Genomic DNA, 24528 nt, shown 5'->3' with positions numbered 1-24528 from the left:
CCCTATTGGCATGGCCTTGTTTGTTTTTTGCTCGTGTAATGTGGTGTAATCAGAGAATAATTGTGTTTTCTTACCAAGCTGATATATTGTTTTTTTTTACAAAAACAACAAAAGGATAGGCTCGTGGACCGTAGAGCGTTTTTGAATACTAGTTCGATGTTATTAGCCGCTTCAGTGCTACCATTTCCTGCGATGGCGACCGGAAATGAATTGATAGCAGCAAATGCTGACTCCACGAGATTATCGAGAGAGCAATTGCTGTCACTTGGTATTAGTGAACCGGTTAGAAAGATAAGCCCTCCAACAGGTGGAAGTGTTGACGTAACGATGAAAGCAAAGATTATTCGTCGCTACGACACTAGAGTGTTTGTATATTTCGAATTAAGCCGCTTTATTGATGTATTTGATATGTATGGGAACTTAGTCGCTCAAATTACAACTCCAGAAGGCGATGATATACCGATACATGATTTCGCAATTGATACGAGTAGCGGCAGTGTTTATTGGTTGACGCTTGGCGAACACCAAATTATCGTTACGGACTATTCCGGTAACGTGCTAAACACACTTGGCGAATTCGGCCATGATCAAACAGATAAACTTAATGGCCCAAGAAGTATTACGATAGATAGCCACCACAGGGTCTATGTGTTGGATTCAGACAATACACGTATTAAAGTGTTTGGAAACAATGGCATGTTCCTGAGAGACTATAGCTTAGGAAGATTTACAAAAGGTAAAAAGTTTACCAGTTTAGATGGTAATCAAAAAGTAGTGGTCAGCGGTGGTTTATCAGGTGAGCGCCTTTGGTATTTGGACTCAGAAGACCAAAGCTTACGTGCAATCCATTAATGGCTAACCCTGTCAAAGAGACCTTTAATACCAGCAATAATCGATGCAATATTAATGTTGTAGCGGAGAAGCAAATTTGTAGATCCGCTATTAACGTTTTAATTAAACGAAACCTCCCCTATGTAACCAAGGCAAACAAGGCTATTTTCGATAAAACTATCCCACTCAGCCAAACCACATCCCCTGACTAAAGCGCAGAGGTAATACCAATTATCTTATTTAAGAGGCCTACTTTGAGACGAGAAAACCTTGTCGATAACCCCGCTACCGCGTCCTGCTATCGCCAAGGAACCCACATCCGTGCAGGCAAGGCAAAAATTTTGCTATTTAGTTGTTCTAGATAAGAAGTTTTAACGCTGTTAGCGTCAGATTTACTCCTACAAATTGGGCAAGTATTAGGTCCAATTGGTATAAACACAAGCTTGAAGTCAAAATCCCTATGCTAATGCTGCTTGCGCCAGAATGCGCCTCCTGTATAAGATAATTATAAAACCAGTCAGCACGAGAGTGTACCCAGTAATCTCAAAACTTTTTGCAATCTTTAATAGCACTATTGTCCCTTTATACTAGGCTAATAACTATTCGTTATTGTGGCGCATCATATAAAGCCATTAGCTGGTTGCTTGTCACAGAAGCATAACTATCTAATTTCATTAAAGGAGCTATTTTCAAGATGAGCGCGATTGATACTGATTTCTGTAGGCTACCAATTGGTATCAACAATGCTTCTATGTGTAGTGAAGTTAGCCGATTACTGACCAAAAGCTGGAATCCTCATGTGAATCATAGAGATTACGTTGGAGATTGGGATGTATTACCGCTGCGATGTCAGCTGGAGCATACAAATGCGCATCCGATTTTGCAGTGCTTTGCTATGGGGGATGGTAGCGAATGGAAAAACCTACCTTTAATGGACAGTTTGCCAACGATACGAAGCTTAATATGGAGTTTGCAATGTGACGTAAAGTCGGCGCGTCTAATGCGGTTAAAGCCTGGGGCATATATCAAGCCACACAGAGACAGAGGACTATGCTTGTGTAAGGGAGAAGTAAGGCTACACGTGCCGATATTGGCTAATGACGAGGTATTATTTTTAGTTAATGGCAAGGTCGTACCAATGGCTGTTGGTGAGCTTTGGTATATCAATGCCGACAAGACACACAGCGTAAAGAATAATGGTGGTAATGATCGTGTCAATTTGGTCATTGACTGTGTGGTAAATGAGTGGATCGCTGAACATATTAAAGGAGAGTCGATGACTCACTCAATATGAAGCGCTAGTAATGGGCACACTCAAAAGCAGGTGGCGTAAAAAAGTCTCAAAGGGCTGACGCTTGCCATTGTAAAAGTAAACGATTATTGCTGAAACGTGTTTGTACAAGCGCATCGTATGTCGATTTTTTAGGTGACTTGCTGTCATCGAATCTAATTTTTGTCAACAAAGAAAGAGCTAGCCAAGAATATGTTTTCAGGCAGGTTGCTCTGAGAAAAGATGTCATTAGAGCTGTTTTAAATGAAACGTTCTGCAAAGTGTATCTTTATGTTGGTCAGAGATAAGAGGTAATTCAGTAACAGATCACCAGTTTTCGAGAGTAGGTGGTACTCAAGCTGGGATGCAACTATAGCCAGCAGGCTTTTGACTTTAATTAGGAGAAATAAATGAGTGATGAATATACTGGGCAGATTATGCCATGCGGCTTTCACTTTGCGCCGGTCGATTTTGCATTCTGTATGGGTGGGACCGTTCAAATAACACAATATACTGCCGTGTTCGCGTTACTCGGTACCTACTTTGGTGGTGATGGCAGAGTATCATTTGGTTTGCCTGATTTTAGAGGTAGATCGCCTTTGGGCTATGGTACATCTCCATATTATGGTCCATTTAATATGGGGCAGTTTGGTGGTGGAGATTCCTTCATATTGACCGAGTCTAACCTACCACCACACCATCATGGAGTTAATCTTAATGTTACTGGAGCAGGAGACGCTACAACCACACATGTGACTTTAAATGCGACTCAATTGGAAGGTGATTCAGCCACACCACAGGCAGGAGCGTACCTTGCAACAGCACCAGATATCGCGGGTCCTGATGCACCGGAAAAAATTTACTACACAGGTGGTAATCCCTCTTCTACCGTAGCACTCGGAGGAATAGAAGTGACTCAGACTGGTTCTGCATCTGGACATGTTAGCGGTGAAACTGGAGTAACAGGCGCTGCTGTTGCGGTGAGAAGTCGTAGCCCTTACCAAGCGGTGAATTATGTAATTTGTATGGAAGGCATTTTTCCACAAAGGAATTAAGAGCTGACGTAGCTGCTATGTCGGACGTGATGGTTAGCTCATTTAGCTGTTTACTAGGTGAGCTGACCCAAACTCAACTGCGCTTAAAGTAACACCTATAGATGTGTTTAGCATTACGGAATTTTATGGCCATTGCGTATGAGCAAGGTATGTTTTACCTGCTCTATAAGCCACCCGGTTTATTTTAGATAACGACTCTTCTTTATTATTCATATCGATTTTCTAAAATCGGTAATGCTTAGGCTTGCTTGCATGTAAAATAAAAGGTGACTACATTTTATATAGAATAATTCAATTATAAAAATATCGCTATTATGTTTCTATATTGGTTGCAATTAATGGCTAACTTCGAACTCAAGGGCTGTATAGGGACTGTTTTATGACACAGCAATTTCATTTTATCTCTGGCTTGCCGCGCTCAGGTTCCACCCTGCTAGCGGGTATTTTAAGACAAAACCCAGCTTTTCATGCCGGCATGTCTAGCCCCGTAGCTGTGTTGATAAACACATGTCTTGAGCAAATAGGTGCAGGTAGTGAGTTTGGTTCATTTTTTGATGAGAAAAAGCGCAAATCTTTAGTTACTGCTATATTTAAATCGTACTACGAAGCGCAACAAAACAAGTCCGTAATTTTCGATACAAATAGGTTGTGGACGGCAAGACTTCATCAGCAAGTTGAGTTGCATCAAAATCTTAAAGTTATTTGTTTAGTCAGGAACCCTGCTTGGATAATGGACAGCTTTGAGCGAATTTATCGTAAAAACCCATTCGATTATAGCCGGATGTTTTCTCCTGCCTCTCGCACAACAGTCTATACTCGCTGTGAGTCATTAGTGCAATCAGCTGGCGCTGTTGGCTCTGCCTGGACGGCTTTGAAAGAAGCATATTATGGCGAGTTTTCGGATAGATTGTTGATTATAGATTACGACATTTTTACTCAGTATCCGCATAAAACCTTGGCGTTACTCTATGAGTTTTTGCAACTCGACGGTTTTCAACATGATTTTGACAATGTGGAATACAGCGAAAATGAATTTGATATTCAATTGGGTGTGAAAGATCTGCACACCGTGAAAAGAAAAGTTGAATATAAAGCACGTAATACCATTTTACCGCCCGATCTTTTTGCAAAATATAGCGAAATGCAATTTTGGCAAGACCCGTTGGGAACAAGCGCCAGTATTATTTCTCCAAAGTAAAACTGAACTTAAGCTACCTTGTTATATAAGAAGGAAGTAATATGCATCATCTCGTGTTAAATGGAATAGTTTCCGCTCTATTACCTGTCAGTAGTTATGCTGCGATACAGCAAAACGCACTTTTTGACCTTCATCCAAGTAGTATTCAGCCTGAACGTTTGGCTAGAGGTAAATCAAATTATCAACTTGAATCATTCTTTTACGAAGCCGAAGAATCGACAGCAATAGAAGAGGAAATTAGCCTTAGCAAACTGGCTGGTGTGAAAGAGCTAATTATTCTTGCTGCTGATGTGAAAGATAAGCACTTGTTTTATCAACGCATCCGTCCCGGTATAGAGGTTATTGATTTAAAAGCAGGGTCTAGCGGTAAGCAACAACTGATATTTTGGCTTAAACAATATCGTGGCCTTGATGCTGTTCACTTGGTGTCACATGCGACAGCGGGCACTATCCACTTAGGCGATGAGCGAGTAAATAAAACAGACTTCGCACACGATAGCCAGCTTACTGACGCGATAAATCAAGCAATGAAGCCCAGCGCTGATCTGCTTTTTTATGGCTGTGAATTAGCGGCCAACAATCATGGCTTTGAATTAGTCGAAATCATCAAGAAAAATACGCATGTTGATATTGCAGCCTCAAATAACTTGACGGGTAGTCGCGATCTAAATGGCGACTGGGAGCTAGAAATACATAAAGGTGAAGTGAATACCACTATCCCTTTCTCTGAGACTGCATTAAAAGATTTTAGTGATGTATTAGCTGTTGATAAAACCATCAATATGGATGCCTTTAGTAATATTTATGAAAATGCTAAAACGTACGATATTGGTAGTGGGTATATAGCGAAATTAAAACTAGATAGTGGAGATTTGTCATGTTACGTGTACAGTGGTACTCGAGAATGTTTGGTAGATAGATCCGGAACTAGTACGGGTGATAAAAAACTGTATTTTTATTTCAGTACCGGGCAGATCTTTGATATCACCAGTGTGCACCTTTATAGCTCGAGCTCACAGTATTTCACGATTGAATCTAATAATGGCGATTCAAAGAACGTTACAGTAAACAGTAATCAGCAGGTTGACTTGAATTGGACTGGTGTTTCAAAGATCACCATTCGTAAAAATGATAATTCAGATATAGACTACAGCCGGTTCGATGATTTCGTGTTGACTAATATCCAAAACCCAGACTCGACAGCCCCTATTATCAGTCAAGTGACACCGGTTACTACGCCAACCCAAGACAACACACCAGATTATATTTTTACTACAGATGAAGCTGGCACGTTAGCTGTTGGAGGCAGTTGCGGTACGTCAACTTCCACCATCATAAGTAGTACGGGTAACCAGACCATCACGTTAACACAAACAAACAACTCATCGCCTTTAGCAGATGGAACGTACAGTAATTGTACAATCACGGTTACGGACGATGCGTCGAATACTAGTAATACACTCAATATTCCATCTTTTGTAGTGGATACCACCGCGCCAACGGTGGCTGAAGTCACAGCAGTGTCGACACCAACGAGTGATACAACGCCAAACTATACGTTTAGTACTACTGAAACTGGCACATTATCTGTTGGTGGCAGTTGCGGTACATCAACTTCTACAACGATTAGCAGCACTGGAAACCAAACAATAACCCTAACCCAGAGTGACAACACTTCGCCACTCGCAGAGGGTACCTATAGTGACTGTACTATTACAGTCCAAGATGCTGCAGGTAATACCAACACACCGTTAGCAATTACTGCGTTTACTGTCGATACAGCAGCGCCAACATTTGATGGCGCTAATTCTACGCCAAATGACAATGCCACTAACGTGACAGCCAGTAATGATATTGTTATCGACTTCAGTGAAAATATTGTGGCTGGGACTGGCAACATTACCATTAGAGACGTGACAGGTAGTAGTAATTTTCAGGTTTTTGATGTGACGTCTGCTACCGCAACAACAACTCCTGGTGCGGGTGGTATCGGTATTTCGGGTGACAAAATTTATTTAAACCCAACCACAAATTTAACCGGCAACCGCAACTACGCGATACGAATTGACGCGACGGCAGTTGATGATAATGCAAGCTTTAGCTTTGCAGGCATTAGCGACGATACTACTTTTAATTTTTCAACAGCCAACACCCTGCCTGTGGTTGACTTAGATTCGAGCTCTGGCTCAGATGACAGCAGCGCGGCTTTCTCAGAAGGTGGAGGGGCTGTTAATATTGCAACAAATGCGGCTGTCACCGAGGCTGATGGGGATACGATAACCACGGTTACTGTGTCATTAACTAATGATCAAGACGGTGCTGCTGAAGGGTTGAATGTAACGGCCGCGGCACAAAATGCGCTAACAGGGGTTTCTGGCGCCTCTGATATTACGTTACAAGATACCATCTCAATAACAGGTGCCTCAGCAACAGCTTCAGAAGTGCAAACTTTTCTGCAAGCAATCACATACAACAATACCTCCAGCGCACCAAATGAAACGGCTAGAACGGTGACGGTTGTTATTAATGATGGCTCTGCAAGCAGCGTATCAAGAACGGCAACCATATCAGTGAGTAATGTCACCGCGGCAAGCTCCAATGCTGCAGGGTTTAATACAAATAGTGGTACTAACCTATCACCCGCGATTACTTTCACTACAGAAAGTGAAACGTTGACCATCGCTGATGCAACCCACGCAACAGGCTCGAGCGCTGATGGTGGAGCTGGTGCTGGTACTGATGAGCTCATTGTTGCGACTAACACGGACTTAACAGCGCTTACCTCACTTAGTGGGTTTGAGACGCTTTCTCCGGTTTCTTCTGGTAATTTGACATTATCAGAGGCACAGCATGATAGCTTTACCACGATTAACGGTTCAGGTACCAATACTTTCACGCTATCAAGCACCACTGTAGATGGTGTTATTACCGCCGATGCAGATATTGAAACTTATGTTTTAGATGCTGCGTTTACAATTACACTCGCCGCTGCGAGTCAAAATATTACAGGTAGCACGGGTAATGATACTGTAAATGTCGCAGGATTTAGCGCAACTGGAACGCTATCAGGGGGAACTGGAACGGATACATTACAGCTCGGTAATGGTGCCAATATAAGCGGGGCGACGTCAATTACTGGGTTTGAAACGCTAAGCTTAGCAAGTGGTGCGTCAGTAACGATGACAGAATCACAGCATGACGCTGTTTCTTCAATTACCGCAGCAGGCTCTGAAACGATAACCATTAGTAATACTTCCGATGGATTAACAGGTAACGCAGCCGTTGAGGCTTACGTTTTGTCAACCGCAAACACCTTTACGCTTGGTGCAACTGGGCAAAGTGTTACCGGTAGTAGTGGTGATGACACCGTGAATATTGGCGCCATAAGTGCTAGCGGGACATTAGCTGGGGGGTCAGGGACAGACACGCTGAATATCGGCGATGGTGGCAGCATCGCGGGTGCAAGTGTTAGCGGTTTTGAAAACCTCTCGGTTGCGACCGATGGCGCGATAACTGTAGACGCATCTCAGATCTCTGGGTTTACAGGTACGGTCACTGCGGGTGGAACGGGAGAGTCACTAACGGTTTCTGGAGATGGTGATATTTCAACCATAACTGCCATTGAGAGTTACACTCTTCTAGATGATAGTAGTAATTCAAGAACCGTGACGGTGAGCGGTGCTGGGCACTCAGTTACTGGCACTTCAAGTACCGATGCCATTACATTTGATGTTGGTGCATTGAGCTACACAGGAACCATTACAGGTGATAACACAACAGCGGATACGCTTGCGTTAAGTTCTGGTGCGGACATTAGCGCTGCGACGATTAACGCAGTTACAAATTTAACGCTTGCCTCAAACAGTACCGTAACTATGTCTGTGGCACAGCATAATAGTTTTACTGGTACCATCACCGCAGCAGGCTCAGAAACCATCAACCTGACCGGAGATGGAGACTTTACAACTTTTACAGGCGTTGAAACCTATAGCGTTGGCGACGATACTCGAAATACCAGAACCATTACAGTTGGCAGTGCGACAACAAATGTGTCTGCTGTTTCTGCTGATGATGCCATTATTTTTGATATTGGCGGCAGCGCATATGCCAGAACATTAACTGGGGATGCCACCGTTACCGACTCTGTTCGCGCTTCTGATGGCGCAGACTTGACCAGCGGCGGGTTTGTGAATATAGGTTCATTAACGCTTTTAAGTGGCGCAACAGTGACTTTGGACGCGGCTAATATTGGTAACAACTTTACCACTGCAATTACGGGGGCTGCTGGATCAGAAACACTTAAGCTGATGGATGGCGGAACATTCAACTTTGCAAACACTAGCGTATCTGAAATTGAGAACATCGCGATTGGTTCCCTAAACATATTTACTATAACCCTAACTGATGACTTTGACTCAGATGGCGGTACAGTTGCCATTTCTAATTCACTGGGTTTTCCGCTTTCTGCTGCACTTACACTGAATGCAAGTGCGCTCAGCGGCGATTCAATTAACATGACGGCAACGGATTTTAATGGCAACGATACCATAACCGGTGGTAGTGGTGCAGACATCATTAGACCTGGCGGAGGTACGGATTCACTGACAGGTAACGCTGGCAATGATAGCTTTGTGGGCAGTGCCTCAGATCTCAATGGTGATACTATCACGGACTTAAGCATCGGAGATATTATTACCATCACTGGCGTTACCGGTTTAACGACAAGTAATGTACGTTTTAATGGCACCAGTACACTTCAGGTTGATACAGATGCGACGGATTTCAGTGCGGTTGAAGTGGCTATTACCCTGTCAAATGCACCGAGTAATTCGCTTGTCTTTACGGTTGCTGACAACGGCGCAAATACTGATATCACCTTTGTTAGCCCGAACGATGTGCCGGTATTTAGTAATTTAAATGGCGGTGCAACCTTCTTGGAAAATGGCTCCGCGGTAGCAATTGACTCTGATGTAGTGATTGCTGATACCGAACTTGATGCACTTGATAGCGGAGTTGGTAATTACAACAACGCAAGCCTGACTATTTCACGAAATGGTGGTGCAAGTTCGCAAGATATATTTGGTAACGGCGGATTATTGGGAACGCTTACTGAGGGGAATACATTTGTTTATAACTCAACCACTGTTGGCACTGTTACGACAAACTCTGCTGGCACCTTAGTGTTAACCTTTAACACTAGTGCAACCTCTGCCATTGTTGATTCTGTACTACAAAGTATTACTTATCAAAATAGTTCGGAAGCGCCGCCATCCTCAGTGACACTGGATTATGTATTTAATGATGGGGAAGCTAATAGCTCGGGGACTAATCAAGCTGCTGTCACTATTACGGCGAATGATGATGCCCCCACACTACTGACATTGACCCTCAGCTCGAACAGCTTAAATCAGTCTGCTGCTACGACAGGGTATAATATTGGCACTTTATCCACGACCGATGTCGACGATTCTTCACATGCTTATTCCTTGGTTACTGTGGGTAGCAGTGATGCAGGAGCCTGTACAGCGAGTACTGACAATGCGAACTTTGAAATTAGTGGTTCCTTGCTGTCTGTAAAAAATGACTTAGATGCAGGTTCACATACGGTTTGTATTCAAACTGATGATTCAACTAATACGCTACAAAAATCCTTCACGATTACGGTTATTGACGACGTTGCGCCAAACGCTCCTTCTACTCCCGATTTAATAGCAGGTTCAGATAGCGGTGCATCTAACACGGATAACATCACAAATGACACCACTCCAACGTTCTCTGGTACTGCGGAAGATGGCACGACAGTTAAACTTTACAGTAGCCAAGTTGGTAGCGGAAACACAGTAATTGGCACTGGTACTGCAACAGGCGGCAACTGGCAAATTACCACCTCTGCACTAACCGCAGGAATAGTACATGCCATTACTGCCACTGCCACTGACAGTGCGAATAACGTTAGCAACAGCTCTAGTGCATTAAACGTCACAATTGATACAAGCGTGCCCAATGCTCCAACAACACCTGATATGACTGCTGCTACAGATAGCGGCTCGTCAAATACGGATAATATCACTAATGATACAACGCCAACATTTACAGGCTCAGGGACTAATGGTGACACGGTTACACTGATTTCTAGCGTGGACGGTACGCTTGGCAGTGTTGTGGTGTCTAGCGGTAGCTGGACTATCACACCCAGCTCCGCGATGTCAGAAGGTGGGCATTCTATTTCAGCTAGAGCCACTGATACCGCGGGTAACACCGCTGACAGTGGTGCATTATCGGTGACCATTGATGCCAGCGCGCCTACGGGCGTAACTGCTGCGATAGACCAAAGCGTAATCAACGCGGCAAATGAATCGGCATTAAGCTTCGCCTTGTCTGGTTTGGATGGTTCGGGCAGTTTTTCGTATTCAATATCGGATGGAACTAATACGGTTAGTAGCTCAGCAAGTATTACTATTACAGGTACGACTGCTCAAGTTAATTCTGTTGATGTGTCGAGCTTGGCAGAGGGAACCTTGACTTTGAGCGCTGTTATTACTGACGCGGCTGGAAACCAAAGCGCACCATTTACTGATACGGTAACGAAAAAGTACAACGTTGCGCCTGTACTTTCTGGCACACCAGCGACCAGTGTAAATGAAGACAGCCTTTATGAGTTTACACCAACTCTGACGGACTCTGACACAAATGATACCCATACATTCAGTATTACTAACTCGCCTAGTTGGGCAAGTTTTAATACTCAAACTGGTAAGCTGTCTGGCACGCCAACTGATGCAGATGTAGGGACAACTGCAAATATTACGATTTCGGTTAACGATGGCACTGACAGCGACTCATTGACGGCATTTAGCATAGAAGTAATAAATACGAATGATGCCCCCACAGGGCAGAGTATTGGCTATACGATCGATGAAGGAGGGACACTATCTCGTGATTTGAACAATGGCCTATTGTCGCTTGCCAGTGATGACGATTTAGATTCCAGTGATAGCCTAACAATAGTCAAGGACACAGATCCTCAATATGGCACGCTCACACTCAATACTGATGGTAGCTTTAGCTACATCCATGATGGTAGTGAAAATCATACAGATACTTTTACCTATCATGTCGAAGATAATTCAAGTGCCAGCTCACCGGTTTATACCGTAACTATTAATATGAATGCGGTTGAGGATGCTCCTACGGCTTCGAACGATGCGTTAGAAACATTGGAAGATGTTGCAAAAGCGATTAATGTCACCACCAATGACAGTGATCCTGAAAATAATTTAGTCGCGTCATCCATTACGATTAAAACACAACCGACCAAAGGGTCATTAGGTGTGAATACCAATGGTGTTGTTACTTTCACCCCAACAGCCAATGCAAACGGCTCTGATTCTTTCACTTACACAGTGAAAGACTCGACCAATGCTGAGTCAAATGTTGCGATAGTGAATATCACCATCACACCGGTTAATGATTTACCAGTAGCAGCAAACTTTACGCCTAATATTGATGAAGATACGCCGACATCAGCCCTGACGGTACGAGCTAGTGCAACCGATGTGGAAGATACCAATCCATCTGGTGCAATTACAATTGAATCGCAGCCAACCAAAGGGCAAACTGCCGTTGATTTAAATAACGGCACTATTACCTATACCCCAAATGCTAATGAGACAGGTGATGATAGTTTCACTTATTCAATCCTTGATAGTGAAGGTGGAAAGTCCAACATCGCGACCATTTCCGTCAACATCGGCGCGGTTAATGATCGACCTGTGGCATCAAATGACTCTGGCTCAACCAATGAAGATACTGTTACAACCATAAATATCTTAGCTAATGACTCAGATGTAGAAGATCAAGGTTTTGATGGTTCAGATATTACTCTGGAAGACAAAGGGGATGGCGTTGGTAATTATAATTTAGCAACGGTAACTGTGGGGACCGATGGTCTACTGACTATCACACCAAAACAAGATCAAAATGGTGAGCTTAGATTCACGTATACTATTGTTGATAGTGAAGGGTTGAGATCAGATCCTGCAACTGTAACTGTCACAATTAATGCAGTAAATGATGCGCCTGTGGCGGTAGATAATCCGGTTCAGCAAATCCAAGAAGATGGCAATATAGAGATCAATATACTTGGAAATGACACAGACGTAGACAGCCAGCTGGACGTTACAAGTGTTGCAATCGTTAGCCAACCTCAGGGCGGAACGGTGCAAGTGCAAACGACTGGGCGAGTAGTGTACACACCGAATGCTAATTTCTTCGGTAATGATAGCTTTACCTATACCGTGAATGATGCGGAGGGTCTGACATCCAATACTGCGACGGTTAACATCGCCGTAACATCAGTTAATGACAGTCCGGTAATTTCTGGAACGCCGCCCACATCAGTGAATGAAGACAACACATATAGTTTTACGCCTAGTGCCTCCGATGTTGATGGCGATAGTTTGACATTTAGTGTTGCCAATTTACCGAGTTGGGCAAGCTTTAATAGCACGTCAGGCACAATCTCCGGTACGCCGACAGAAGGACAAGACGGCACTTATAGTGGCATTGTGATTAGCGTGTCTGATGGCCAAGCCGAATCTTCACTGACGGCATTCAGTATCATTGTAAATGCAGTGAATGATGCACCAACTATCTCGGGCACACCGAGTACATCAGTAAAACAAGACGAAGGATATAGCTTTACGCCTTCAGCAACGGACGTGGATTCTCAAACGCTGAGTTTCTCCATCACAAACCAGCCTGTATGGGCAAGTTTTGATACTGCTAGTGGTCTACTGTCTGGTACACCATCTAGAGAGAGTGTAGGCAGTTATAACAATATTGTTATTAGTGTCAGTGACGGTTCTTTGAGTGCAAGTCTACCTGCATTTAATATCAATGTTGAGGCAGTCAATGCGGCACCCATTGCCAATAATATGCAAAGAAGCGTTGCCGAAGATGGAACAACAAGTTTCCTAGCGGACGTTAGTGACCAAGATGGAGATACATTAACAGTAGAACTGGTTTCACAGCCACAAAACGGTGTAGTTGGAGTTCAAGGAAATGTGTTTAGTTATACTCCATTACCAAACTTTAACGGCTCAGATACGTTTACCTACAGAGCATCTGACGGTGAGTTGACGTCTGCCGTGGCGTCGGTTTCTATGTCTGTAACATCTGTGAATGACGCACCAATTGCTATAGACGATAACTTTAGCTTTGACCCTGTAGCGTCTAATCAATATGTGTTACCCGTTTTAGAAAATGATACCGATCCAGATGGCAGCGCATTAACTATCGTGGGTGCTAAAGCCTCAATCGGTAATGTGTTTGTTTCTAATGATACGCTGACGTATCAAGCCGTGCCAAACTCACAAGTACCAATCGTCATTACTTACTTGGTGGAAGATAACAGTAAAGCGCGGGCAAGAGCGACGGCCAATGTGACCATAAGTAGTTCGGGTACTGGAAATACTCCTGAAATCACCGCACCTAATGATTTAACAGTTAATGCAACAGGCTTGTATACAAAAGTGAACCTTGGAACGGCTGTTGCGACAGACAGTGCAGGAAATGCCTTGCCAGTTTCTTTGGTTGGGGGCGCTCCGATTTTTGCACCTGGTAAACATATAGTTTACTGGCAGACTATTGATAGCCAAGGTCAAGTGGCGACTGCCAGCCAAAACTTAACTGTAAACCCACTTGTATCATTGCAAAAAGATAGCAGAGTTGCAGAAGATAGAAGTCATTCAATAGCGGTATATCTGAATGGTCCTGCACCGAGTTACCCTGTCACTATTCCTTATACGGTATCGGGCACTGCTGATAGCTCAGATCATGATTTGCGCTCAGCAGAGGTGGTTATTAACTCTGGCACCAGCACCAGTATTAATTTCAATATTTTTGCCGATGGGGTAGCCGAAGGCGATGAAACAATCATTGTAAGTCTTGATGATTCAGTAAACAAAGGGGCTAAATCGACATCAGTTGTGACGATTGTTGAGCAAAATGTCGCCCCTAGCCTTACTACATTGGTATCGCAGAGTGGCGAAGAACGTAGTTTAGTTACAACATCTGGCGGTTCAGTCACAATCACAGCGACAGCTTCAGATCCAAATCCAAATGATCAAGTGAGTGTATCTTGGATCCCAGACTCACCGATAACAGATATCTCGAGTGACCCATTTGTGTTTGAATTTGACCCTACCAATATCTCTGCTGGTATCTATAAAGTGAAAGTGACAGCAGAAGATAATGCCACGCCAAGTTTATCTACTTCTCGAAATATCATTATTGAGGTTGTCTCTACCTTGGCTGAGTTAACTGGGGATGACAGTGATGGCGATTTAATTCCCGATGATCAAGAAGGCTATGCTGATGAGGATGACGATGGGATCCCTGATTTTCTGGATGCCATTACCGAGTGTAATGTTATTCAAGAACAAGCCTTGGAGTCGACTCAGTTCTTAGTTGAGGGAGATCCTGGAGTTTGTCTACGTAAAGGCGCGACAGTGCCACAAAATGACACAGGTGGTTTGCAGCTGTTAGAGGAGGAGTTACCTTCTGATCCGACAGCTAATAACGCTGGTGGGATCTTTGATTTCATTGCAACGGGTTTACCACAGCCAGGTGATGTATACAGCATCGTGCTACCACAACGTCAGCCAATCCCGCTAAATGCGGTATATCGAAAGCTGATTGGCGGTCAGTGGCAAGACTTTGTGTTAGGCGACGGTAATGAACTACTTTCAACAGAGGGAGAACCAGGTTTTTGTCCGCCCCCTGGCAGCAATGAGTGGGTTGCTGGGCTAAATGAAGGAGATTGGTGTGTGCAGCTTCGAATAGCCGACGGTGGTCCCAATGATGATGATGGTCTAGCAAATGGTAGCATTGTTGACCCAGGTGGTATTGCAGTCCCAATTAGTGATAATACGCAGCCAATTGCCAATACTGACTCTGCTTCTATTTACTCGGGTCAAACACTCTTAATTGACGTGCTAGAAAATGACACTGATGCTGATAGCGACACACTCTCTATTACTAGTGCATCTGTCGATTTTGGTGATGTTACAATAGAAGATAACAAACTTCGCTATACCCCACCTGCCACGTTCATTGGCAACGCGACTATTCAATACGGTATCACCGACGGCAAGGGAGGCTCTAGCAGTAGCACTGCAACAGTGACAATTATTGCAAACCAGCCACCTCAAGCCGCGAATGACACGGCGACATCATATGGTACACAAATTACGATAGATGTATTAGCAAACGACGCTGATCCCGAAGGGGGAGTATTAAGTATTGTCTCTGCCACTGCGAGTCAAGGTACGGTTGCAATAAATATTGATGGTACTTTGAGCTATACACCAAAATCTGGCTTTGAAGGTGTAGATACCATACTCTACACGGTAAGAGATGAGCTAGGAGCTTTAGCTGAAGGACAAGTTCGTGTTACTGTATCGATCAAAGAGGTAACATCCGTTAAAAATACGTCTTCAGGGACGATGGGAGGTATGTTGGTACTGTTAATTAGTGCAATAGTGATCCGCCGCAGGAAATCATTATTACCAGCCTTTGCGTTGATAAGTAGTACATGTGTGTTAAGCACTCAAGTGCAAGCGGGTAGTTGGAACATTGAAGCGTCAGTTGGACAATCAACTGCGGATAGTGAATTAACTAGCCCAGATCTGAGCCTTATCAGTTTAGATGATACAAGTAGCAGCTGGTCTATTGGGGCATTTTATGAGTTGCTCCCTAACTGGCATGTTGGTCTTCGTTATGTTGATCTCGGTCAGGGAAGCGTGGAGTTTGAAGGCTTAAGTGGCAACCCAGAACAAAGTCAAAATCTAATTTCGCGTGTCGCACCGGTATTACCAGAGGGGCCAGCGCTGCAATTTAATTACACAAAAACCTTTGCAGATAAGTTTGTTGGAAAAATGTTTTTAGGTGCATTTAATTGGGACTACAAAATCAACAGTGTGAGAGAAGAGCGCTTTTCCACACGTTTTGAAGACAGTGGTACAAGTGGTTACTTAGGTGGAGGGGTACATTATCAACTTTCGAATGAGTTAACGCTTGGTGTTGATTATAGTCATTACTTTATTTCAGCAAACGATGTTCAAGATGTAGCGATTAGCGTGAGTTATCAGTTTTAGCGCTACTGTTATTGGCCGTTTAGCAATTCGATATTTATTGAACTGCTAAACGGCCAATCTAAACAGCTATTACCAATAGGCTTAATTACGTAACCTATTTTTAGGCGAGAAAATCTTGCCAATGAACCTGAGGTTTGGATAAGGAATGTCTCAACTCATTGTTGCTAAAGCAAAACTTAGTTTTTCCTTGTCCATAGGGAAAACACCGCTCCCGCGTCCTGCTCTTGCTAAGGTACCTACATCCTGTAGGCAAGGCGAATTCACTTCCAATAGCTGGCTATTGGAAGTGAATTAAACGCAGTTAGCGTCAGACTTACCCCTTCAAATTGAGCAAGTATTTAGGCTAATTGGTATAAATATACAGCTTGTGACTTCAAGTTTAGGTTAGTTGAGTAAGATAGTTAACTCTTCAGATCCCTTTTCTTGAATAGCATGTATTGAGCTACCAGATTTAAATTGGCTATCGACTGTGCCTTCTTTTAAGCGTGATAGGGTAATATGTGACTTACAAGGTTTTTTCTTGTTCAAACTATCGTCATGTAGTCCTTCTATACTTCCAAGTAAAATAGTGTAGCTGCCGTCATTATCATCCAACTCTACATAGTGATTGATTGATGAAGGATCACCTGTATTGGAAGTGCAACTTGCGTTAAAAGATAGGGTGAGGGTGGTGTCTGGCTCATTGACTGGCTTCCACTCAACAACTATCCGGCTATCTTTGCGATATGTAGCAGCGACCGGTGAATATAACAACACCTCTTCCGGTAAGACCACTTTTGAGGTTAGTGTTTTGTTTTCTTTGCTTCTTATTAATTCAAGTTTAAATTCAGTATTTTTAGCCGGTTGGCTAAAGTATCCTTGGTAGTCGATATCTAAAATATCTTCATCCATCTCTAACACTTTTACTTCATTACCAACGGTGGCTTGTACTTTGTCGCTGGGGCTAAGAATAATATTTGCGCCTATACTACTGTTTTTATTAAATTCAGTAACGACTCGCGCGCGATTACCGTCTGCGATAAGACGAATTTCTGCCCAAATTTTTTCGGTCGCGACAATATCTGAAGTAGTGGACTCACTAGAGCAGCCACTGGTTCCCAAAATAAACAGTAAACTTGTTAACCCATAAATGTATTTCATTTCATCTCCTTTGATTGTCAGAATACGTATTCAGTATACATGCTGTAAATAGTTTCTAAAATAGTACACAATAGTAAAAGACATTTTTTTACATTTTTTACAGTATCCACTTGTTAATGAGCCGTTTTTTTGAAGCTGAAACTCTGGTGAAAATACTACTTGTGACTATTGCAATCAATGAGGTGTCTATGCGATGTGCGCAATGTAAAAAGTGGCGAACAAGAAACATCTAATACCAATTTGCTTAATTAAGTGGTCTATTTTGAGGCGAGAAAATCTTGTCGATAACTCCGCTACCGCGTCCTGCTATCGCTAAGGTACCTACATCCATATAGGCAAGGCAAAAATTTTGCTATTTAGTTGTTCTAAATGAGAAATTTTTAACACTGTTAGCGTCAGATTTACTCCTTCAAATTGAGCAAGTATTAAGTCAAATTGGTATAATATAGCTATCGTCTTAATACTCTCTCAAATTAGCCAAGTATTAAGACGAATTTGATATTCCACCAAGGCAGCTCAGGGTTTTAACCAGGATAAGTGGTTGCTTTGGAAAATCTCGATACCTTTTTGTCGGATCCTTTCAATCCAAACTTCGGTTTGATTAACACCTATTTGATAATGCTCAATTGCAACTTGTTGCAATATCCTGTGTTCATTTTGAATGGTAGTAGGCATTAATGCTGAGTCATCTGTGTTCACACATACCGCAACGGAACCCTTTCTGAGGCCAAAGCGGTTATACTTTTCACCGGCTTTGATCCACTCTTGTTCAGGTGGATCCCAGCGAAAAATGGGATGCTCATGATGATGATGGAATCGGCCAATATAAATATTTGAAGTTGGACATGCCTCAATCATGATTTCATCAGCGGCATACTTCTCCATTTGCAAATCTTGGATAGCCTCATATAACTCCAGTTCTGCTGCAGAAATAGAATCAAAATATACCCCTTGTTCCACGCCAAATGGCTCTTCCGCAGGTTTAGGAATGCAATGTATCATTACCGATTTTTGCTGATGTGGTGCAAGTACGTCCCTATCTACGTAGCTTTGCCAAAGCGCTAGCGCTTTTTTTGAACTGTTAACGGCTTCACCTTGCTCAAAGTCAACTGCCCAGCCTGGCTCCATTAAGTTGGTTTCGCGCACAGCGTACGGGCAATTTCTGCGTAGTTTCCACGCTTCATATAACGCTCTACAACTATATTCGTCATCATAAAGTAACCCTGACCAGTATTGGATCTTTTCATTAAGTAGTTGCAGCACACCTGTAAATTGAGGTACTTGCTGAACAACTTCTAGGGCTTTTTGATAACACCACACGAGATTATCTAGATGCTCGTCGATAGAGAGGTAGGCAACTCGTTGTCGCTTTGCCCATTTACGAGGTAGCACACCTAGCGCCAGCGCATGTCCCAATCTATCCCCAGCTTGATAATCACAAAAGTACACCGCTTCATCAATTGCGCGCAGTCCACTCAGGAGGTGGCTAAAGTCTTCACCAGCATGGACGGTTAAAAAAGGTCTCTGCATCCGATTTGAAAATATCCCAGAGGCACTATATTTGGCCTGGCGGAGTATTCGAAGTGCGGGAGCAAATACTTCTATCGGTAGCTCATTTTCATTGCCTGCTACGTCAAAGCCGCGAATGGCCTTGCGCAAGTCAAAAGTAAGGGGGCAAGTATTGTCAGCAATACCAAACTCTTTTATCTCGTAACTTGAAAAGGTCGTTGAGCATGCAAACGCTTGCAGCATGTTTACTTGCGCTTTCAATGCCTTTCTAATTTGTTCTTGGTATTTATCTGCTCTATTACCTGAGCGCGTAAAGTGCAACACAAAATGCACCTGTTCAGCTAAGGAAGACTCGTACAGTACCCGCAGTGCTTGGGTTAAGGACTCTGGATCGGCTGGGAATTGCTCAGTGCCCAGTAGTACTTGCGGTGTAGTCCTAAATTCACGATAAGTGTTTTGCATATCAGCACTGAGTGCATCTATCCCACTGTGACTTTGGTACGCAAGCGCTCGTTTACTCCGAGCTTGAAAGCGAGAGTGACTAACGAATTGACTTAAACCGACACCCGACACCACCATATAGTTTCGAAAGATAGCGCTAACACGAATAAAAGCATTGATTTGGTGACTGAGCGCTTTATCACAGTGTAATACCCCAAGACAGAAGAGTAGCCAGCGTTTTGACGATGGAGCAAAACGATTGTGTGCGGCAACAAAGTAGTGCTGTGTAACCAGATCGGCTTTATCTTGGTGTAAATATGGTAATACGTTGTGTATTTTGGCGATATCCTCGCTTGGGTCAAACTCACGCAAAGTGGAAGCCTGATAGTTAAAAGTGTGTTCAATCAAGGTGGTGCCTAATTGGTGACACCACGCTGGTAGGTGTTGCTTTTTATAAGCGCCGCTCTCAAACAAAGTGTATTCTGCTCGCCTCGGCCACACAATTTTGTCATCTAGGCATTGGCCATAAAGTGCAAACCCCAATAGGGAAGGGCCGATATAGCCATGACCTCCCAAATGTACATGGTTGTCAGCATATGCTTTGTCATATCTGTCATTAGATAATGCGAAAGGGCATTGAGTGCGCGTAATCGCGCTGATGACATCATGTTTGCTCACGCCATGGCGTGAGGATAAATCTTTATAAGCCTGTGCAATTACCCAGCTTGGGTCAAGCAGCGTTAATAATTCAAGCCATTGATCCAGTTTTTTAGGCTTAACTTCAAATCTATTTCCTTGCCACTGTAAATAATAGTCACTGAGGTGACTTAATACTTGCTCATAGTCTTCGTTGTCAAAAGAAACAAAGTTAAGCTTTAGCATATGATAAATATCATCGCTTCGAAGTGTGTGGCGGGTATAGGCTTGGTAGTCTGATACCGCAGCCGTGAGCGCTTCTGTGATGGGCTTTGTCGAGGTGCTCGATAGCAATGAGCCATGCTCAGAAGGAGAAGCGAGCAACCGATCAGATGTTAACGCAGCTGCAGCGACAATAGACTTATCTGATGCACAGATCATTGGATAAACTCTTCACGCCGAAGTGCTATGATCACTTTACCTTCAGATTTACTTCCGGATATATCACCCTTTCGATTATGTAAACCTTTGGCGGCAGCATAATTATCTATAGCCTCTGTTGAAAAATCTGACCCTAGTCCAATTAATACAATTTTTTGCTTGTTATTACGCATGTAAAGTCGCAGCTTTCCAACACTGGGTTTGGCGCTTGTTGCGGCTTTATACTCTCTCAAAATCGCGTTTATAGCTTGGTCTATTTCTTCGTTATTTTTAATAACTTTAGGGTTTACAGGCTTAGTTTTATCTTGATCATTACGGGTAAAGTTAGGCTCTTTGGTAGCTGCTATTTCTGGATTATCTCTAGTGCTCTTTGAGTCTATAGACGCAGCTGACTTATTATCAGCCCTTGTCGCTCTACTACTTCTCACTGGCGAAAATGAGCTTTTCTCTGCACCTTTACTGGGTTTCCATGAACCGGCGTTATTCTCTGGATCTATATTCCAAGCCGTTTTGGTAGTTTTGGTGTTAGCACTATTACTTTGTGTTTTACCTAATTTCAGTTGCGGTGTATCGGTAAATGCAAATAAAACGGGATGTTGCTCTAAGGCACGGCAGAAGTTAAGTGCAAGTACGGAATACTCACTCTCCTCAGCTTCCTTTTCTAGAAACGATTTATTACGACTTAATGTACGTTCCGTTCTCTCAAATTTCGCCCGGTCTCTGAAGGTTGTGTACTCACCAGAGATTGCGACGTTTGCAGGTATAGACTCCCCCTGAATACCAGCGGTGTAAGCTGAATTAACTAACATATAACTAAAGCGATTAACCAAGTCAGATAAATGCTCATCGTCATAGCGGTCTGATTTGAGTAAGTTTTGGTACTTAAATACCGCAAAAGCAGTGAAGGTTTTGTTAAACATATACGAGAGCAGCGCCACCAGAGCTTTACTGTCTAGTGTATTAAACGTATTTTCGTGTGCCTTTTGCCAGTTAGCAATTTGTATCGCCAGTATTTTTGCACTTAGCGTTTTATCTGAGTCCTCATCTAACTGCGCCTGCTCTTCTTCTGTTGATTCCTGATCGGTTGAACCAAATACAGGCTTGGTTTGATTGATACTAAAGATTGAATAAAACGGTACGCGGTTGAGTATGGCCGCTATATTGCGCTCCAGTATGGTTAACTCTGCTGTAGGCTTTAAACAGGAGTAAGCAATTAACTCAAAGGCTCGGCTAAAAAAGATAAATTGATAGGTATTAGCCATGGATGAGTAGACTTCACCGTGGGTATAAATATCTAACAATAATTGATGTAGTGGTATTTCGATAACCCCACGGTCTTCTGTTTCAATTAATCTGAGTTCTGGATTGTCTTTCGCGTTAACTATGGCTTTTTGCGAAATAAATATTCTTTCGTCGTAAAACTCCAGCGGTGGCATGCTTCTTAGCGTATGCGAGTTAGCTTTGAAGACTGAGTCTAAAATGGATGTGTTGCCACTATAAGCGCGAGCTTGTTGTGTTAGTGGCTCAAGAACCGTTAATTGATTTTGATAAAAGTCTTTCTTTGCCCATGGGTATAATTCTTTATTAATTTGTTGTCTAGGATTAAAAGCCAATAATGTCTGAATATTAAACTCTTTACTATTATTTTGGTTGAGCAGTGTTAGATAGGAGTCGGCATTTGTAAATGCAACGCCATTTTTTTTCTGCTCAGCCCACGTAATAAAATTATTCCAAAGTGTATGAAGGTCAGGCTTTGCTGATTGGTTAGATGTGTGTGAATTATTAATATACCTAGGAGGAATTGAACGGATAAGTTGCACCAGCTCCCGTGAAGATTCAGGTTTTGGCCAGTGATGCAGCGCTTCGTCATTATGACATAAGGGGTAAAAGGCCTGAAACAACAATTGTTCGTAGTCACCAACGGTTGTTTCTTGGAAACTCTCTTTACTTGAGCGCTCGGCTATCGTTAAGTTAGGTATTAAGCGGCTAATAGGCTGCAGTGAAATACGCATTTGATTGGGAAAGACTTTGGTTAGATATGCTGTGGTGAGCTCTTCTGCAACAGCCAACCCTTCCTTTGTTAGCTCCTTGTTGTGTACGTGTTTTTTATACGCTTTATCATCAAAATGTACGTGAGTCATGTGTTCATATAAACGCATATCGCCACTGACAATAGGGATAATATAAGGACAACCTAACAATCTGCGGACGTCATCGACAACCTCAAACGCGCGATCCAATGCCATATCAACATCATCGATGGGTAGCACTAAGGCTTTACAACCAAGTATGTTAATCGCTATTTCAACAAATTGATGAAAAAAAGACTCGATATGTATACCGGATTTATATTGTTGGATTTTATCGATACCGGTATAGCCGTTAAATTCGCTAGACTTTCCTAGTGAATCTGCAAGTTTTTTTAACGCATAAGTAAACTTATTTTTGTCGTTTTGCTTTGCACTTGAGCATGCAAACTCTGTGTGTTTAAGGAGCTGTTTCTCTACTTCGCTGTATATCTGCGCCACGATAACATTGGCGAAGGTGTCTTCATTAATCAACATGGTGGGGTCAATGACATCAAGAAAATACAGTGACTTTTCATCTTCGCCAGTTGAATGAGCGCTTTCCCACATTGCTTTACTGTTTCTTAAAAATACCGTTTTGCCTGTTCCGCGCTGTCCCGAGACCAAAATCGCATTATGAGACAACCATGTTTTACTGCTCCCTTGCCTAAATGAGTGATACTCTTTTGCTTCGCCCAAGCAATTTTTTAACCGACTTAGCAGCGCATTTTTTGCATCGTCTTGCCAAAACTCATCTAGATTATTGCCAGCAATATAGTCATCTCTGAACTCATTTTTATCTAAATTTAATTTATATTTTCTGCTCATGGTTTACTTCCTTAACCCTTTCAATGAACTTAATGCAGAGTCACCATAACGGATATAGTCGTTAACAATATCTTGATGCGTTTGTATCTCGTATTGCTCTATTAGTTTAAGTAGCTCTTCCATTGCCTTATCTCTAAAGATCACGCCTGATTTATGGCGAGCGACAATCACATGCAATCGCTCGATATAAAGTCTTTTTCTCGACCAAGCACGGGTATAGCCAAGTTTGCGATTTACAGAATAACTTACAATGAAAATGGTGGAGCCTAAAATAAAGTAGTATGGAGTCAGTGTTTTAAAATCGATAAATATCAGGGTGGTGAGTGCGAGAGTGGTAATTAGATAATAAATTCGATAGAAATCTTTTAATATAATTTTTATTGGTGATGTATCTTTTTCTGTATTTTTATCCGTTACTAGCGCTTTGAATAAAATAAGTATGAAGAAAAGTGAAAACGTACAGATTAAAATAGCTGACCACAAGCCTAAGAAACTATCTGCAGCTAAGCCTATAATAGCGGTCTCGCCTATATCGCTGATGTTCTCAAAAGATGTACCAGAAAATACGTCAAGCGAAGATAAAAAGTAGACAAAACTTGGGATAATGAACATGGTGGAAATGACAGCAAGCCGACGAGTTAACTTGTGTAATTGGTGATATATAGCTATTCGTTTGTTGAATTTTGTGTAAGTTTCTTCGGCTAGTGCGTCAAAGTCAGTGGGCAAAGGTTGGTATTTAGCAGACATTCTTTTCTTCTAGTTTTGGTAGCGCGTGCGCTTAATCAACAGTATGGTGCGAAATTTGAGAGTAATGAATCGCAACAATGTAGTAACATATTATGGTGGAGAGTAATTAAAAGCAATACTATATATCTGAGGTATATGGAGAATTAGTAAGTTATAGCGGTCTTTGCATGCGCTGATGCGGTGTAAATTCAGTAGAGTTTTTCTAAGT

Annotated in this window: 9 protein-coding genes; 5 read left to right on the top strand and 4 right to left on the bottom strand. The window is 42.6% G+C overall.

Features of this window, described 5'->3' with window-relative positions; genetic code table 11:
- The first annotated feature begins 123 nt into the window (after positions 1 to 123).
- The 5 genes from J8Z24_RS17815 to J8Z24_RS17795 all read left to right on the top strand — a co-directional run bounded on the left by J8Z24_RS17815 (position 124) and on the right by J8Z24_RS17795 (position 16512).
- A complete protein-coding gene (locus tag J8Z24_RS17815; protein WP_252095878.1) occupies positions 124 to 852 on the top strand; it encodes an NHL repeat-containing protein in 729 nt (242 codons plus the stop codon).
- Positions 853 to 1525: 673 nt separating this feature from the next.
- On the top strand, positions 1526 to 2125 hold the full coding sequence (locus J8Z24_RS17810; RefSeq protein ID WP_252095877.1) for an aspartyl/asparaginyl beta-hydroxylase domain-containing protein: 600 nt from the start codon (positions 1526 to 1528) through the stop codon (positions 2123 to 2125).
- Positions 2126 to 2511: 386 nt separating this feature from the next.
- Positions 2512 to 3156 carry a phage tail protein gene (locus tag J8Z24_RS17805; protein WP_147391479.1) on the top strand — a complete coding sequence of 215 codons (645 nt, stop codon included), beginning with the start codon at positions 2512 to 2514 and terminating at the stop codon, positions 3154 to 3156.
- 379 nt (positions 3157 to 3535) lie between these two features.
- Positions 3536 to 4354, top strand: coding sequence for a sulfotransferase (locus tag J8Z24_RS17800; RefSeq protein ID WP_125252820.1), 819 nt, complete (start codon positions 3536 to 3538; stop codon positions 4352 to 4354).
- Between the two features lie 41 nt (positions 4355 to 4395).
- Positions 4396 to 16512 (top strand): tandem-95 repeat protein, encoded by a 12117-nt coding sequence (locus J8Z24_RS17795; RefSeq protein ID WP_252095876.1) that lies wholly within the window; start codon positions 4396 to 4398, stop codon positions 16510 to 16512.
- Between the two features lie 384 nt (positions 16513 to 16896).
- Here the strand turns inward: J8Z24_RS17795 and J8Z24_RS17790 are convergent, their stop codons facing one another.
- From J8Z24_RS17790 to J8Z24_RS17775, 4 genes are all read right to left on the bottom strand, one after another.
- Entirely contained in the window at positions 16897 to 17652 is a 756-nt protein-coding gene (locus J8Z24_RS17790) for a hypothetical protein (RefSeq protein ID WP_252095875.1), read from the bottom strand.
- A gap of 516 nt (positions 17653 to 18168) precedes the next feature.
- A complete protein-coding gene (gene rdrB, locus J8Z24_RS17785; RefSeq protein ID WP_252095874.1) occupies positions 18169 to 20679 on the bottom strand; it encodes an antiviral RADAR system adenosine deaminase RdrB in 2511 nt (836 codons plus the stop codon).
- Positions 20676 to 23573, bottom strand: coding sequence for an antiviral RADAR system adenosine triphosphatase RdrA (gene rdrA, locus J8Z24_RS17780; RefSeq protein ID WP_252095873.1), 2898 nt, complete (start codon positions 23571 to 23573; stop codon positions 20676 to 20678). The genes rdrB and rdrA overlap by 4 nt, the downstream gene beginning before the upstream one ends.
- 3 nt (positions 23574 to 23576) lie before the next feature.
- The gene (locus J8Z24_RS17775; protein WP_176033435.1) at positions 23577 to 24320 is read right to left on the bottom strand and encodes a hypothetical protein; all 744 of its coding nucleotides are present in this window, start codon (positions 24318 to 24320) and stop codon (positions 23577 to 23579) included.
- Positions 24321 to 24528: the final 208 nt, after the last annotated feature.

Origin of the sequence: Pseudoalteromonas sp. SCSIO 43201 (assembly GCF_023716725.1) — a bacterium.
In the GTDB taxonomy this organism is placed as follows: Bacteria; Pseudomonadota; Gammaproteobacteria; order Enterobacterales; family Alteromonadaceae; genus Pseudoalteromonas; species Pseudoalteromonas peptidolytica.
Note: the sequence above shows the minus strand (reverse complement) of the source record. Positions and strands in the feature narration are given on the sequence as shown.